General features: G+C 73.6%; 12 protein-coding genes. 7 read left to right on the top strand and 5 right to left on the bottom strand.

The genetic code is table 11. From position 1 onward, the window contains the following. Together PSD17_RS24610 and PSD17_RS24605 are read right to left on the bottom strand one after the other, a co-directional pair. Nucleotides 1-3439, bottom strand: a 3439-nt coding sequence (locus PSD17_RS24610; protein ID WP_339124692.1) for a DEAD/DEAH box helicase, incomplete at its 3' end; no start/stop codon positions are given. Then, entirely contained in the window at nucleotides 3393-4331 is a 939-nt protein-coding gene (locus tag PSD17_RS24605; RefSeq protein WP_339124691.1) for a DMT family transporter, read from the bottom strand. The genes PSD17_RS24605 and PSD17_RS24610, both read right to left, overlap by 47 nt. 58 nt (nucleotides 4332-4389) lie before the next feature. On the opposite strand from PSD17_RS24605, the gene PSD17_RS24600 reads away from it, so the two are divergent. Next, nucleotides 4390-4995, top strand: coding sequence for a TetR/AcrR family transcriptional regulator (locus PSD17_RS24600; RefSeq protein ID WP_013676666.1), 606 nt, complete (start codon nucleotides 4390-4392; stop codon nucleotides 4993-4995). Between the two features lie 12 nt (nucleotides 4996-5007). Here the strand turns inward: PSD17_RS24600 and PSD17_RS24595 are convergent, their stop codons facing one another. Both PSD17_RS24595 and PSD17_RS24590 read right to left on the bottom strand, forming a co-directional pair. Further along, a complete protein-coding gene (locus PSD17_RS24595; protein ID WP_013676665.1) occupies nucleotides 5008-5157 on the bottom strand; it encodes a hypothetical protein in 150 nt (49 codons plus the stop codon). Between the two features lie 10 nt (nucleotides 5158-5167). Continuing rightward, entirely contained in the window at nucleotides 5168-6538 is a 1371-nt protein-coding gene (locus PSD17_RS24590; protein ID WP_339124690.1) for a CoA transferase, read from the bottom strand. Nucleotides 6539-6594: 56 nt separating this feature from the next. Here PSD17_RS24590 and PSD17_RS24585 point away from each other — a divergent pair, with 56 nt between their 5' ends. From PSD17_RS24585 to recX, 3 genes are all read left to right on the top strand, one after another. Next, entirely contained in the window at nucleotides 6595-6789 is a 195-nt protein-coding gene (locus tag PSD17_RS24585) for a DUF3046 domain-containing protein (protein ID WP_013676663.1), read from the top strand. A gap of 327 nt (nucleotides 6790-7116) precedes the next feature. Beyond that, nucleotides 7117-8160, top strand: a complete 1044-nt coding sequence (gene recA, locus PSD17_RS24580; protein ID WP_013676662.1) for a recombinase RecA — start codon at nucleotides 7117-7119, stop codon at nucleotides 8158-8160. A gap of 604 nt (nucleotides 8161-8764) precedes the next feature. Further along, on the top strand, nucleotides 8765-9478 hold the full coding sequence (recX, locus tag PSD17_RS24575; protein WP_339124704.1) for a recombination regulator RecX: 714 nt from the start codon (nucleotides 8765-8767) through the stop codon (nucleotides 9476-9478). 710 nt (nucleotides 9479-10188) lie between these two features. On the opposite strand, the gene PSD17_RS24570 is transcribed toward recX, so the two are convergent. Then, a complete protein-coding gene (locus PSD17_RS24570) occupies nucleotides 10189-11133 on the bottom strand; it encodes a LysR family transcriptional regulator (protein ID WP_013676660.1) in 945 nt (314 codons plus the stop codon). 157 nt (nucleotides 11134-11290) lie between these two features. On the opposite strand from PSD17_RS24570, the gene PSD17_RS24565 reads away from it, so the two are divergent. From PSD17_RS24565 to PSD17_RS24555, 3 genes are read left to right on the top strand one after another with little or no spacing between them, the layout of a single operon-like run. Continuing rightward, the gene (locus PSD17_RS24565; protein WP_339124689.1) at nucleotides 11291-11947 is read left to right on the top strand and encodes a succinate dehydrogenase cytochrome b subunit; all 657 of its coding nucleotides are present in this window, start codon (nucleotides 11291-11293) and stop codon (nucleotides 11945-11947) included. Nucleotides 11948-11958: 11 nt separating this feature from the next. Further along, nucleotides 11959-13902 carry a fumarate reductase/succinate dehydrogenase flavoprotein subunit gene (locus PSD17_RS24560; protein WP_339124688.1) on the top strand — a complete coding sequence of 648 codons (1944 nt, stop codon included), beginning with the start codon at nucleotides 11959-11961 and terminating at the stop codon, nucleotides 13900-13902. Beyond that, nucleotides 13899-14654, top strand: coding sequence for a succinate dehydrogenase/fumarate reductase iron-sulfur subunit (locus tag PSD17_RS24555; protein WP_339124687.1), 756 nt, complete (start codon nucleotides 13899-13901; stop codon nucleotides 14652-14654). Before PSD17_RS24560 ends, PSD17_RS24555 begins: the two co-directional genes overlap by 4 nt. Nucleotides 14655-14705 lie beyond the last annotated feature (51 nt).

Here is a 14705-nt window from a genome sequence, read left to right as displayed (position 1 = left end):
CCTCCGGCCCCGGCGCCCGCCGGATCCGGCCGCGTCGTCCCGGCGCGGCGGCGGCTGCGCGCACCCCCTGCCACACCGGCAGGAAACGACCCAGCGCCCGCTGCTCGACGGGCTCGACCTCCGCCCGCAGCCGGGCCAGCGACGCCCGGCGCAGCCGGCGCAGCACCTCGGCGTCGCAGAACTCGATGCCCTCCGCACCGGGCCGCAGCTCGCCGCGGACCAGTCGCCCGGACCCGGTGAGCCGGTCGAGCACCCCGGACACCACGGCCACCCCGAGCCCGAACCGGGCGGCGACGTCGGCGGCGGGGAACGGGCCGTGCGACCGCGCGTAACGGATCACCAGGTCGCCCAACGGATCCGGGACGGGCTCGGTGAACGTCTCGGGTACCCCGACGGGCAGGGCGGCGCCGAGCGCGTCGCGGACCCGCCCCGCGTCCTCGATCGCCAGCCAGCGCTGCTCGCCGGCGATGCGCACGCGGATCGCCCGGCGTGCGGACTCCAGCTCGGCCAGCCACGGGGGGTCGACGCCGCGGGCGGCGGCCTCGCCCTCGCTGAGGTCGCCCAGGAACCGCAGCAGGTCGGCGGCACCCTCCGCGTCGCGCGCGTGCCGGTCGGCCGCGGTGCGCTGCAGCGAGGCCTCGACCTCGGCGAGGACCTCCGGATCGAGCAGCTCTCGGATGGCCTCGGACCCCAGCAGCTCGGCGAGCAGCGTCGAGTCGAGCGAGAGCGCCGCGGCCCGGCGCTCGGCCAGCGGCGCGTCCATCTCGTAGAGGAACATCCCGACGTAGCCGAACAGCAGGCTCCGGGCGAAGGGCGACGGCTGGGCCGTCGACACCTCGACGACCTTGACCTTGCGCGAGCCCACGTCGGACATCAGCTCGCGCAGGCCCGGCAGGTCGTAGACGTCCTGCACGCACTCGCGCATCGCCTCGAGCGTGATCGGGAACTGCTCGTACTTGCCCGCGACCGACAGCAGCTGCGCCGACCGCTGCCGTTGCTGCCACAGCGGGCTGCGCCGCTTGGGATCGCGGCGCGGGAGCAACAGGGCCCGGGCCGCGCACTCGCGGAACCGCGACGCGTACAGCGACGAGCCGCCCAGCTCCCCGACGACGATCTGCTCCACCTCGGCCGGGTCGAGCAGCACGTCCTCGGCGGTGGGCACGACCTCGGCGCCCTGCTCGTCGACGGCGTCGGGCAGCCGCAGGACGATCCCGTCGTCCGCGCCCGCGGCGCTGACCTCGACGCCGCGCCGCTCGCGCATCCGGGCGGCGATCGCCAGCGCCCACGGCCCGTTGACCTGGGACCCGAACGGGGAGTGCACGACGAGCCGCCAGTCGCCCAGCTCGTCGCGGAAGCGCTCGACGAGGATCGTCCGGTCGGACGGGACGTGCCGCGTCGACTCGCGCTGCTCGTGCAGGTAGGCCAGCAGGTTGTCGACCGCCCACTCGTCGAGACCCGCGGCGGTGGCGCGCTCGCGGGCCTGCTCGTCGGGCAGTGCGGCCATCTCGCGGACGAACGCGCCCACGGCCCGGCCCAGCTCCAGCGGCCGGCCGATCGACTCGCCCTTCCAGAACGGCATCCGGGCGGGCTCGCCCGGCGCCGGGGTGACGATGACCCGGTCGTGGGTGATGTCCTCGACGCGCCAGCTCGACGTGCCGAGCAGGAACGTGTCGCCGACCCGGGACTCGTAGACCATCTCCTCGTCGAGCTCGCCGACACGCGATCCCGCCCCGTCCGCGCCGCCGGGCGTCATGACGGTGAACAGGCCACGGTCGGGGATCGTCCCGCCCGAGGTGACGGCCAGCCGTTGCGCGCCGGGGCGGCCGGCCAGCTCGTCGGTGACCCGGTCCCACGTGATGCGGGCCCGCAGCTCGCCGAACTCCTCGGACGGGTAGCGCCCCGCGAGCATGTCGAGCACCGAGTGCAGGGCCGAGTCGGGCAGCGCGGCGAAGGGGGCCGCCCGTCGGACGACGGCCGCGAGGTCACCGAGCGACCACGGCTCCATCGCGACCATCGCGACGATCTGCTGGGCCAGCACGTCGAGCGGGTTGCGCGGGTAGCGCGTCGACTCGATCGCCCCGCCCGACATCCGCTCGGCGACGACCGCGCACGACACCAGGTCGCCGCGGTACTTCGGGAACACCACGCCGCGTGAGACCGCCCCGACCTGGTGCCCGGCCCGGCCGACGCGCTGCAGCCCCGACGCCACGCTCGGCGGTGCCTCGACCTGCACGACCAGGTCGACCGCGCCCATGTCGATCCCCAGCTCCAGGCTGGACGTGGCCACCACGCACGGCAGCAGGCCGCTCTTGAGCTCCTCCTCGACCAGCGTCCGCTGCTCGCGCGACATGGAGCCGTGGTGAGCGCGGGCGACGACGGGCGGTGCGCCGCCGCCGATCCCGGACTGCCCGATCGCCTCGGCGGGGAACGACCCGGCGGCGATCTCGTCGAGGTCCACGGCGTCCGCGGCGGCCGCCTCCTCGGCGGCCAGTTCGTTCAGCCGGGACGTGAGGCGCTCGGCGAGCCGTCGGGAGTTGGAGAAGACGATCGTGGACCGGTGCTCGCGGACGAGGTCGAGCAGCCGGCGCTCGACCGCGGGCCAGATCGACGGCCGTCGCGCGGTCCCGGCCGCGGAGCCGATGACCTCCTCGTCGGCGCTGCCGGGCGCGGGCTGCTCGTCGAGCGCCGCGAGGTCGGGCACCGGGACCTGGACGTCGACCTGGATGGTCTTGGGCGTCCTCGGCTGGACGATCTCGACGGGCCGCGCACCTGCCAGGAACGTCGACACCTCGTCGAGCGGGCGGACCGTGGCGGACAGCCCGATGCGTTGGGCTGGGCGGGAGCCGTTGCGGGTGAGCAGCTCGTCGAGGCGTTCGAGCGACAGCGCCATGTGCGCGCCGCGTTTGGTCCCCGCGACGGCGTGCACCTCGTCGACGATCACGGTCTCGACGCCGGTGAGCGACTCGCGCGCGGCCGAGGTGAGGATCAGGAACAGCGACTCGGGCGTGGTGACCAGCACGTCCGGCGGGGTGCGGCCGAAGCGGCGGCGCTCCTCGGCCGGGGTGTCGCCGGTGCGCATCCCGACCTCGACCTCCGGCACCGGGACGCCCAGCCGCTGCGCGGCCTGCCGGATGCCGGTGAGCGGCGAGCGGAGGTTGCGCTGCACGTCGACCGCGAGGGCCTTGAGCGGCGAGACGTAGAGGATGCGGCAGCGGCGCTTCGGATCGTCGGGTACGGGCTCGGTGGCCAGCCGGTCGAGCGCCCAGAGGAACGCCGCGAGCGTCTTGCCGGAGCCGGTCGGCGCCACGACGAGCGCGTGCCGGCCCGCCTGCGCCGCCGCCCACGCCCCCTCCTGGGCGGGGGTGGGCGCGGCGAACGCCCCCGTGAACCAGTCACGGGTGGCGGGCGAGAAGCCGTCGAGCGCGCTCACGTCGTCCATCATGCGACGGAGCACCGACAGTTCGCGCGCGCGGCGTTCGCAGGACGAGCCAGACACCGGCCGCGGCCAGTGCGATCCCCGGCACGGCCAGCAGCCCCGGGACCTGGCCGAACATGAGGTACGCCCAGATCATCGTGGTCGGCGGGGTCAGGTAGAGCAGGCTGCTCACCCGCGTCGCCCCCTGACGGCGCAGGACGTAGAGGTAGAGGCCGAACCCGCCGAACGTCGGCAGCACGACGACCCACGCCACCGCGCCCCAGAACATCGGGTCGGCGGGTGGGGCGAGCCTGCCGTCGACGAGCGCCACGAGCGTGAACAGCACCGCCGTCGTGGCCGTCTGGATCGTCAACGACTCCAGCGGGGTCTCGTGCGTGCCCGCGCGCCGGGTCAGCACCGTCCCGGCCGCCATCGCGAACATCCCCGCGACCGGGAGCAGGAAGGCCCACCACGCCACCCCGTCGGAGTGCAGGTCGCCGCCGACGACCAGCGCGACGCCGCCGAGCCCGGCGAGCAGCCCCACCCGTTGCCGGCCGGTGACGTGCTCACCGAGCACCGGACCCGCGAGTCCGGCGACGACCAGCGGTTGCAGGGCGGCGATCAACGCCGTCGTCCCCGCGGGGACGCCCAGGCCGACCGCCGTGACCGTGCACCCGAGGTAGGCGAACTGGCTGAGCAGGCCCAGCGGTGCCTGCCGGCGGAGCGAGGACAGCCGCAGCCGCGCGCCGCGGGCGGCGGCGACCGGCACGAGGATCGCCGCGGCGATGACGAAGCGCCAGGCCAGCAACGTGTCGGCGGGGGCGGCGCGGGTGCCCAGCACCGCTCCGATGAATCCTGCGCTCCAGAGGACGACGAGGGCCGCGGAGGCGGCGGCGTCGGACTGCGTTCGGGTCACGCCGGCGACGTAACCATACCGGTCTGTATACTTGCAGTGGAGACGTGAGGGGCACCGCATGACCACCGTGGAGTCGCTGGCGGAGATCGCCGGGATGCAGCCCGTCCCGGAGCTGACCCCGGCAGGTCGCCGCCTGCTCGACGCCGCGTCGGAGCTGTTCTACGAGCACGGCATCCGGGCCGTCGGGGTCGACCTCATCGCGGAGCGGGCCGGTACGACGAAGAAGACGCTCTACGACCGTTTCGGCTCCAAGGACGAGCTCGTCGCCCTCTACCTGCGGCGGCGCGCGCACCGCGTCCGCGCCCACGTCGCCGCCCGGGTGGAGGGGGTGCCCCCCGGCCGGGAGCGGCTGCTCGCCGTGTACGACGCGCTCGAGTCGTGGCTGCGCGCGCAGTCCCGGGGATGCGGGTTCGTCAACGCCTACGCCGAGGTCGGGGGCACGGACCACCCGGCGATCGCGGTCATCCGTGCCGAGAAGGCGTGGACCCGTGAGCTGTTCGCCGACCTGGCGCGGGACGCGGGGCTCGCCGAGCCCGACCAGGTGGCCGCGGAGCTGCACCTGCTCTACGAGGGGGCGACGGTCGTCGCGACGGCGGGCGGGGACCCGAGCATCCTCACCGCGGCCCGGAAGGCCGCCGCGCGGGTCGTCGCCGCTGCCGCGTGAGCGCCACGGGGCTCAGCGTTTGCGCTGCTGGTTGTACCAGCGCAGGAGCAGGATCAACGACGCCAGCAGCGCCAGCAGGACCACGATCCGGCCGAGGCCCGACGACAGGCCCGTCGGGTCGCCGCTCTGGGCGAGGACCGTCGTCAGCACGGATACCGGCACATCGGACAGGCTACGACGGGTCCGCGTCCGACGGCCACGTCGCGGCCGCGGCGCCGTAGGCCGGGGCGGGCGAGGGCCAGTGCAGCCTCGTGCCGTCGACGGTCCCGGGCGGCGATGCGAGGGTGAGCACGCCGTCGGGCGCCTCGACCTGCTCGAGCCACGGCCGGGCGTCGACGGGTTCGGTGCCGCCGTCCGTGTCGTCGGGACGGGGGAGCGACTGCAGCCACGTCGCGGTCGCCGCCAGCGCCAGCCGGACGTGCGGGGTGCCTCCCACGCGGCGCTGCCGGGCCAGCGCGAGGAGCGCGGCCGCGGCGCCCAGGTAGCCGGTCGCGTGGTCGAGGACCTGCGCGGGCAGGACACCGGGCGGCGTGGCCGGATCGGGGTCGCGACGCTCGGTCTCGCCGATCCCGCAGGCCGCCTGGACGAGGCTGTCGAACCCGCGCCGCCCGGCCCACGGCCCCTCGTCGCCCCACGCCGAGAGCGTCACGACGACGAGCCCGGGGAACCGCGCCGCCAGTGCCTCGGGGGCGAGCCCGAACCGGTCGAGCGCGTGCGGGCGGTACCCGCCGACCACGACGTCCGCGCCCGCCAGCAGGGCCTCCAGCCGCTCGGGGTTCGTCGCGAGGTCGAGCACAGCGCTGTGCTTGCCGGGCAGCGCCTCCCAGGTCTGGGTGCGCAGCTCCGGGCGGTCGGGCGGGTCGATCCGTAGTACCTCGGCGCCGTGCGCGGCCAGCGTCCTGGTCGCGACGGGCCCCGCGATCACCCTCGTCAGGTCCAGTACCCGGGTGCGGGCGCGGCGGGGCCGGGGCGGCGCGTCGGCGAGGTCGTGCCGCCCGACCAGGGGCAGGCCTGCGGCCGCGGCGCCGGCGGGCGTGGCCTGCCACTCCTTCTCCGTGCGGACCGCCGCCGCGACCCCGCCACCCTCGTGGACGGCGGTCTCCAGCTCCTCGGACCGCCAGTGCCGGGCGGCGGCGGCGACGTCGCCGGGACCCGCGTCGTCGGGGAGGTCGAGGACCCTGCGGGCGGCCGCGCGGTGCCAGGGGTAGTTCGCGTGCAACCGCAGCCAGCCGTCGGCGGTGCGGTGGAACGTCGACAGGGGATCGAACGGGTTGCCGGGGCTCACGCCGTCGTGCAGCAGGTGCCGCTCGCTCGTCAGCGCCACCGCGAGCTGGCGCGTGTCGAGGCCGACGGGCCGCCCCACGCCGCCGTCCGGGTCCGCCGTCGCGGCCAGCAGGGCGGCCCCGACGGCTGCGGCACCCGCGTCGGTGACGGGGAACCGCGAGGACAACGTCGCCGTCGGGCCGGTGACGGTCAGCCGGTCGCACTCCCCGGCCGCGCCGCCGAGCAGGGTCCACAGCTGCCGGACCAGATCATCACGCACGAACGGAGCGTCGCACGCGTCCGGGTGCGGATGCAGCTGCGAGTTACCCTCGCCGGGTGCGACTGAGTCACTTCCGCGAGCTGATGGAGGAGGAGTTCGGGGCCGTGCGTGCGGGGTCGCTGGCCAAGGACCACGTGTTCGCCCAGCTCGAGGGCCGCACCGTCGAGGAGGCGATCGAGGCGGGGATCGACCCGAAGCGGGTCTGGCTCGCGGTCTGTGAGGTCTACGACGTGCCGCGGGAACGGCGCTGACGGCGCTGCCGGTGCTGCCGGTGCAGTTGGCGCCGACGGAGCGCGTTGCCCCGGGGCCTGGGCGGCGCCGCCGCGGCGGTTCCCGGACCGACATGCGCCGCTCGGCGCGGCACGATAGCCGATCGGCGTGTCGGCACCGAACTCGAACAGGTGTTCGTATAGCCTCTGTCCACAACGTCGCTCGTTGTCCACAGCGAGGACATGCAGGACGGAACTGTCGGACGGACCCAATACGGTTCGACCGTGGCTCCCCGCAAGACATCGGCCAAGGCGCCGGCACAGTCCCGCAACGCCCACGAGAGCGCATCAGCGAGGTGGCAGACCGAGATGACCGCACCCGACCGCGAGAAGGCCCTCGAGCTCGCCCTCGCCCAGATCGAGAAGAACCACGGCAAGGGATCGGTGATGCGGCTGGGCGATGACACGCGTCCGCCCATCGGCGTCATCCCCACCGGCTCCATCGCGCTCGACGTGGCGCTGGGTGTCGGGGGCCTGCCGCGTGGCCGGGTCGTGGAGATCTACGGCCCGGAGTCCAGCGGTAAGACCACGGTCGCCCTGCACGCCGTGGCCAGCGCCCAGGCCTCGGGCGGCATCGCCGCCTTCATCGACGCCGAGCACGCGCTCGACCCCGAGTACGCGAAGGCGCTGGGTGTCGACACCGACGCGCTGCTGGTGTCCCAGCCCGACACCGGTGAGCAGGCACTCGAGATCGCCGACATGCTGATCCGCTCCGGCGCGCTCGACATCATCGTCATCGACTCGGTGGCCGCGCTCGTGCCGCGCGCCGAGATCGAGGGCGAGATGGGCGACAGCCACGTCGGCCTGCAGGCGCGGCTCATGAGCCAGGCACTGCGCAAGATCACCGGCGCGCTGAGCAACTCCGGCACCACTGCGATCTTCATCAACCAGCTGCGCGAGAAGATCGGCGTCATGTTCGGCTCGCCGGAGACCACGACCGGCGGCAAGGCGCTGAAGTTCTACGCCTCCGTGCGCCTCGACATCCGCCGTATCGAGACCCTCAAGGACGGCACCGACATGGTCGGCAGCCGCACCCGGGTCAAGGTCGTGAAGAACAAGGTGGCCCCGCCGTTCAAGCAGGCGGAGTTCGACGTGCTCTACGGCGTCGGCATCAGCCGCGAGGGCTCGCTGATCGACGTGGGCGTCGAGCAGGGGATCATCCGCAAGTCCGGTGCCTGGTACACCTACGAGGGCGACCAGATGGGGCAGGGCAAGGAGAACGCCCGCAAGTTCCTGAAGGAGAACCCGGACATCGCGGCCGAGGTCGAGAAGCGCATCAAGGAGAAGCTCGGTATCGGCGCGGTGCTCGACGCCGACGAGGTCGAGCCGCTGCCCGCCCCGGTCGACTTCTGATCGGGTGCCCGACTCGCACGACTCCGGCCCGGCCCCCGACGGCAGCGGACGTCAGGTGCCGTCCAGCGGTCCGCGACAGGTGATCGCGCTCGCGTCGCTGGATCTCGACCGGGACGTCGACAGCACCGACGCCCCGGCAGAGGACTCGACCGCTGGTGTGCCTGTGCAGGTCGCCGAGCTCGGTCTGGACAGGTCCGACGACGCGGCCGCCCCTCGGCACGTTCGCCAGGTCGGACTCGACCTCACCGACGGGCCGGGCATCGGCGCCGACGACGAGCCGCGCGGCCGATCGACCGCCGGCGAGCCGGCCGTCGGCCCGGGCAATGACTCGGGCAATGACTCAGGCGGCGACTCGGCCGGCGACTGGGCCGGCGACGAACCGGCGCCCGCGGTGACGATCGCGAGCCTGTCCGACCTGCTGGGCCCGGCATCCGCCGGCGGCGCCGGACCTGTCGTTCGTCGCGCTGCCGACCTGCTCGGCCCCGCGCCTCGCACCGCCGACGGTCGACGCACGCGCCGTACCGACCCGTCCAGCGGGGGAGCGCGGCGAGCCGGCCGCTCGACCGAGCCGCAGGACGCATTCCCCGGCGCCCCGGCAGCCTCGATGGAGGCCGGTCGCACAGGCACGCGATCCCGGCCGGATCGTCCGCCTCGCGCCACGCGGGGATCATCGAGTGCCGAGCCCTCCGCCGACGATGCCCGCACGTTCGACGCTGCCGGCGCCCCGTTGGATCGGGGCACGTCCCGGCGGGGACGGGGCGACGCGGCGTCCCGCCGTCGTTCCCGAACCGATCAGCCCCCCGAGCCTCCTGCCGATCCGGTCGCAGCGGCCCGGACGATCTGTCTGCGCCTGCTCGAATCGCGGTCGCGGACCCGTCAGGAGCTCGCTCAGGCATTGCGCCGCAAGGGCATCCCCGACGACGCCGCGGATGTCGTGCTGGAGCGTTTCGGCGAGGTCGGCCTCATCGACGACAAGGCCTTCGCCGACCAGTGGGTCCGGTCCCGGCACACCCACAGCGGCCTGGGGCGCCGGGCCATCGCGGTCGAGCTGCGGCGCAAGGGCGTCGACTCCGAGACCGCAGGCGAGGCGCTCGCGGAGGTCGACGACGCCTCCGAGGAGGCCCGCGCCCGCGCCCTGGTCGACCGGAAGCTCCGCACCCGACCGGGCGTCCCCGACGAGTCGACGGCCCGCCGCCTGCTCGGGATGCTGGCGCGCAAGGGCTACCCCGCGGGCATCGCCTACCGCGTCGTCCGCGAGGCCGTCGCCGAGCATGCGGCCGAACTCGCGGAACAGATCCCCACCGACGACGGCTCCTGACGTCGCGGGCCCGCGGGAAGGGTCCGGCCTGCCTCCAGTCGCGCAGGGGAACCGCTGCGGGACGAGAGCGCCGAGGCGTCGTCGGTCGCCGCTGCTGGTCGCGGGCGCCGCGAGTGCGCGGCTCCTGGCGCAGGGTCGTGCGCAGCGTCGGCGTCATGCCGCGCCGAGCCGCGAGCTGGCGGCCCCGACGGTGCGGTTGCGCCCGCGCTTCCGACGGTGATCGCCGAATAGGGGACACGAACGCCATGCGTGTCGCTCCGCTCCCGTGGACGCGGATCATGGACGTCGTGCGATGTGTGGACGCGGTGCGCGACCGTAGCGGCGGGGCGTGCGCAGCCTCGGCGTCACGCTGGGCCGGTCGCGAGGTGCCCGGTCCCGGAAGGTGCGGTTGCGGGCGGTGCTGCCGACGGTGATCGTCGAAGGCGGGACATGAGCGCCGGAGGTGTCGCTGAGGTCCCTCGAACGGCGATCATGGAGGCCCCGCATGTGTGCCTCCGCCCGCTGGGATCGCGCTCAGGTCGGGCGCGCTCAGGTCGAGCTCCGCTGCGTAGTGCCGGGCCGATCGTGTGTCGCGAGCGAGGCTGCGGCTTCGTGGGTCGACGCGTGAGGTGATCGCCGAAAACGGGACATGAGCGCCGTGATGTGCGTCCAGGTCCCGCACGCGGTGATCATGACGTCGCCGACGCTGCGTGGCGCCGCGGCGGCCCGTCTCAGGACGGTCCGGGGCGGTGCAGGACCTGGACGTCGGTGTCGGACCCGCCGATCCGCTCGGTCTCGGCGACGAACTCCAGCAGCGTGTCGCGGAACGCCTGGACGGCGGGGGTCGGGGCGATATCGACCCGGCGGGCGAGGGCGACCGTGCGGTACAGCGGCGGGGTGAGGGCCGTGCGTCGGAGCCTGGGACGCCCCGCGAACACGAGGTCCGGTACGACGGCGACCCCGGTACCGGTCTCCACCAGCCGCAACACCGCGTCCATCTCCCCACCCTCGACGGCGAACCGCGGCTCGACGCCGGCATCGGCGTAGGCGCGCAGCGTCACCTCCCGCAGGTCGTAGCCACGTCGGAACATCACCAGCGGCCGCCGGGAGAGCTCGGTGACCGTCAGGGTGCCGCGGCTCGACGGCGCGGGCTCGGACCGGGGCGAGGCGACCGAGAGGCGCTCGCGCAGCAGCGGAGTGACCTCCAGCGAGACGTCGAGGCCCTGTTGTGGCACCACCAGCACCGCGACGTCGAGCGCACCGCGCTCCAGCCCGCTCACCAGCGGCTGCGAACCGCTCTCGGACAGCTCGATGTGCAGGTCGGGGTAGCGGTCGTGGAAGACGCGCAGCACGTCGGCGAGCACGCCGATGCACAGCGACGGGGTGGCCCCGACCCGCACACGACCCCGGCGCAGGCCGACGACCTCGGCCACTGCGGCGCGGGCGCTGTCGGCGTCGGCGAGCATGCGACGAGCCAGCGGCAGCACCGCCTCGCCCGCCGGCGTGAGGGTCAGTGCGCCCTGCGCGCGGTTCACCAGCGGTGCCCCGAGGTCCTCCTCCAGCGCCCTGAGCTGCCGCGACAGTGTGGGCTGAGCGACACCCATCCGTTCGGCCGCACGAGTGAAGCTGCGCACGTCGGCGAGGGCGAGGAAGTACGCAAGCTGCTGCAGCGTCACGGATATAGCTTAAGAGCATCGCTGTCGTTGTTTCCATGCATTGGACCTTTGTCGATCGTGGACGTCCACTTGACGCGTGACGACGACTGCCGACCGGCCCGGCACCCGGGGTTCCGCCCCGGCACGCCGACCGGTCTCGACGAGGAGCCGTCGGCGGGTGCCGTCGGTGGTCCTCAAGTACGTGATGGCGGCGTCCGGCGCCGCGATGCTGCTGTACCTGGTCCTGCACATGCTGGGCAACCTGAAGATCTTCTTCGGTGCCGGCGCGCTCGACGCCTACTCGGCCTGGCTGCGCACGCTGCTCGAGCCGGCCGTGCCCTACAGCGGGGTGCTGTGGGTGATCCGGGTCGTCCTCACCGTCGCCCTCGTGGCCCATGTGTGGTCGGCGATCGTGCTGGCCCGGCGGGCCCGGGCCGCGCGACCGGTCCGGTACACGCACCGGCCGCCGGTGCAGGGCAGCTACGCCGCCCGCACGATGCGCTGGGGCGGGGTGATCATCGCCCTGTTCGTCGTGTACCACCTGCTGGACCTGACGACGGGCACGCTGAACCCGAACGGTGTGCACGGCGAGGTCTACGACAACGTCGCGGCGGACTTCGCGCCGTCGCACTGGTACGCGACGATCTTCTACGTGCTGGCCGTGGTCACGGTCGGCATCCACGTCCGGCACGGGCTGTGGAGCGGGCTGCAGACCTTCGGCCGGTCCAACGCCAGGACCCAGCGCGCCCTCAAGACCTTCGCGCTCGTCTTCGCGGCGCTGCTGGTGGCCGGGTTCCTCGCGGTCCCGTTCGCCGTCACCTTCGGCCTGGTCTGAGGAGGCCCGACATGAGCTACGCGGACTACACGCTGGGCGACCCGATCGCCGACACCGCGGCACCGGACGGCCCGATCGAAACCCGCTGGGAACGGCGTCGCTTCGGCGTCAGGCTCGTCAACCCGGCCAACAAGCGCAAGCTGCACGTGATCGTCGTCGGCACGGGGCTGGCGGGCGGTTCGGCCGCGGCGACCTTGGCCGAGCTCGGCTACCGGGTCAGCGCGTTCTGCTACCAGGACAGCCCGCGGCGCGCCCACTCGATCGCGGCGCAGGGCGGCATCAACGCGGCGAAGAACTACCGCAACGACGGCGACAGCGTGTACCGGCTGTTCTACGACACGGTGAAGGGCGGCGACTTCCGCGCGCGGGAGTCGAACGTGCACCGGCTCGCGGAGATCAGCCGGCAGATCATCGACCAGTGCGTCGCGCAGGGTGTCCCGTTCGCGCGCGAGTACGGGGGCCTGCTCGACAACCGCTCCTTCGGCGGCGCGCAGGTCTCGCGGACCTTCTACGCGCGGGGTCAGACGGGTCAGCAGCTGCTGCTGGGCGCCTACCAGGCCCTGGAGCGTCAGGTCGACGCAGGCGGCGTCACGATGTACCCGCGGCACGAGATGCTGGAGCTGATCGTCGTCGACGGGCACGCGCGCGGAATCGTGGCGCGCGACCTGATCACCGGCGAGACCCGCAGCCACCTGGCCGACGCGGTCGTGCTGGCCTCCGGCGGGTACGGCAACGTCTTCTTCCTGTCGACGAACGCCAAGGGCTGCAACGTCACCGCGTCGTGGCGGGCGCACCGCAAGGGGGCGCTGTTCGCCAACCCGTGCTTCACCCAGATCCACCCGACGTGCATCCCGGTCAGCGGCGACCACCAGTCGAAGCTGACGCTGATGTCGGAGTCGCTGCGCAACGACGGCCGCGTGTGGGTGCCGCTGCGCAAGGGCGACGACCGTGATCCGAACGCGATTCCGGAGGCGGAGCGCGACTACTTCCTGGAGCGGCAGTACCCCGCGTTCGGCAACCTGGTCCCGCGCGACATCGCCTCGCGCGCGGCGAAGAACGTGTGCGACGAGGGCCGTGGCGTCGGCCCGGGCGGCCTCGGGGTGTTCCTCGACTTCGCCGAGGTCATCGACCGTCTCGGGCGGCCGGCGGTCGAGGCCAAGTACGGGAACCTCTTCCAGATGTACCAGCGCATCACCGGTGAGGATCCCTACCGGGTCCCGATGCGCATCTACCCGGCCGTGCACTACACGATGGGCGGCCTGTGGGTCGACTACGACCTGCAGTCGACGATCCCGGGCCTGTTCGTCGTCGGTGAGGCGAACTTCTCCGACCACGGCGCGAACCGGCTCGGCGCGTCCGCGCTGATGCAGGGACTGGCGGACGGCTACTTCGTGCTGCCGACGACGATCGGCGACTACCTGGCCCGCGTCGGGCACGAGCCCGTCGACCCGGACCACCCCGCGGTCCTCGAGGCCGAAGCCGATGTGGCGCAGCGGATCGACACGTTGCTGTCGATCAACGGGTCGCGCACCGTCGACTCGTTCCACCGCGAGCTCGGCCACCTCATGTGGGAGCACTGCGGCATGGAGCGCACCGAGGCGGGGCTGCGCAAGGCGCTCGACCGGATCCCGGAGCTGCGCAAGGAGTTCTGGGAGGACGTCCGGGTCCCGGGCACCGGCGTCGAGCTCAACCAGAGTCTCGAGCGCGCCGGCCGCGTCGGCGACTTCTTCGAGCTGGCCGAACTCATGTGCCTCGACGCGTTGCACCGCAACGAGTCCTGCGGGGGGCACTTCCGGGCGGAGAGCCAGACGGCCGACGGCGAGGCTGCCCGTGACGACGAGCACTTCTCCTACGCCGCGGCGTGGGAGTTCACCGGCCGCGGCGAGGCGCCGGTCCTGCACAAGGAGGACCTGACGTTCGAGTACGTGGCCCCCACCCAGCGGAGCTACAAGTGAGGCTGCACCTGAAGGTCTGGCGCCAGCACGACGCCGACGACCGTGGCGCGATGCGCAGCTACGACGTCGACGACGCGTCGCCGGACATGTCGTTCCTGGAACTGCTCGACGTCCTCAACGAGAAGCTGACGACCGAGGGCGAGGAGCCCGTCGCGTTCGACCACGACTGCCGCGAGGGCATCTGCGGCGCGTGCAGCATGGTGATCGACGGGCAGCCGCACGGTCCGGAGAAGGCGACGACGACCTGCCAGCTGCACCTGCGGCACTTCCGCGACGGCGACACCATCACCGTCGAGCCGTTCCGGGCCGGGTCGTTCCCCGTCGTGAAGGACCTGGTCGTCGACCGGAGCGCGTTCGACCGGATCATCGCCGCGGGCGGCTACGTCTCGGCGCCCACCGGGTCGGCCCCGGACGCGCACGCCGTGCCCGTGCCCAAGGACCAGGCCGACCGGGCGTTCACGGCGGCGGCCTGCATCGGCTGTGGTGCGTGCGTCGCGGCGTGCCCGAACGGGTCCGCGTCGCTGTTCCTCGGCGCCAAGATCACCCACCTCGGCGAGCTGCCCCAGGGCCAGCCGGAGCGTGACTCGCGCGTGCTGGCGATGGTGGCCGAGCACGACGCGGCGGGCTTCGGGGGGTGCACGAACACCGGCGAATGCGCCGTCGCGTGCCCCAAGGAGATCCCGCTCGACGTCATCTCGCAGCTCAACCGGGACTACCTCGCGGCCCGCAGGTCGAGGAGGCGCAGCGCCTGACTCCTTGCGGCGCAGGGCGCCGCGCGCCGACAGCCCGACCCCTGACGGAGG

It is taken from the genome of Pseudonocardia sp. D17, from assembly GCF_036984265.1.
Taxonomy (GTDB): domain Bacteria; phylum Actinomycetota; class Actinomycetes; order Mycobacteriales; family Pseudonocardiaceae; genus Pseudonocardia; species Pseudonocardia benzenivorans.
This window is presented reverse-complemented; position numbering and strand designations above follow the sequence as displayed.

Bases quoted from the DNA above. Each gene is read 5' to 3' on its own strand.
- recX (WP_339124704.1), top strand. From the start codon at position 8,765: ATGGAGGCCGGTCGCACAGGCACGCGATCCCGGCCGGATCGTCCGCCT.
- PSD17_RS24600 (WP_013676666.1), top strand. From the start codon at position 4,390: ATGACCACCGTGGAGTCGCTGGCGGAGATCGCCGGGATGCAGCCCGTC.
- PSD17_RS24560 (WP_339124688.1), top strand. From the start codon at position 11,959: ATGAGCTACGCGGACTACACGCTGGGCGACCCGATCGCCGACACCGCG.
- recA (WP_013676662.1), top strand. From the start codon at position 7,117: ATGACCGCACCCGACCGCGAGAAGGCCCTCGAGCTCGCCCTCGCCCAG.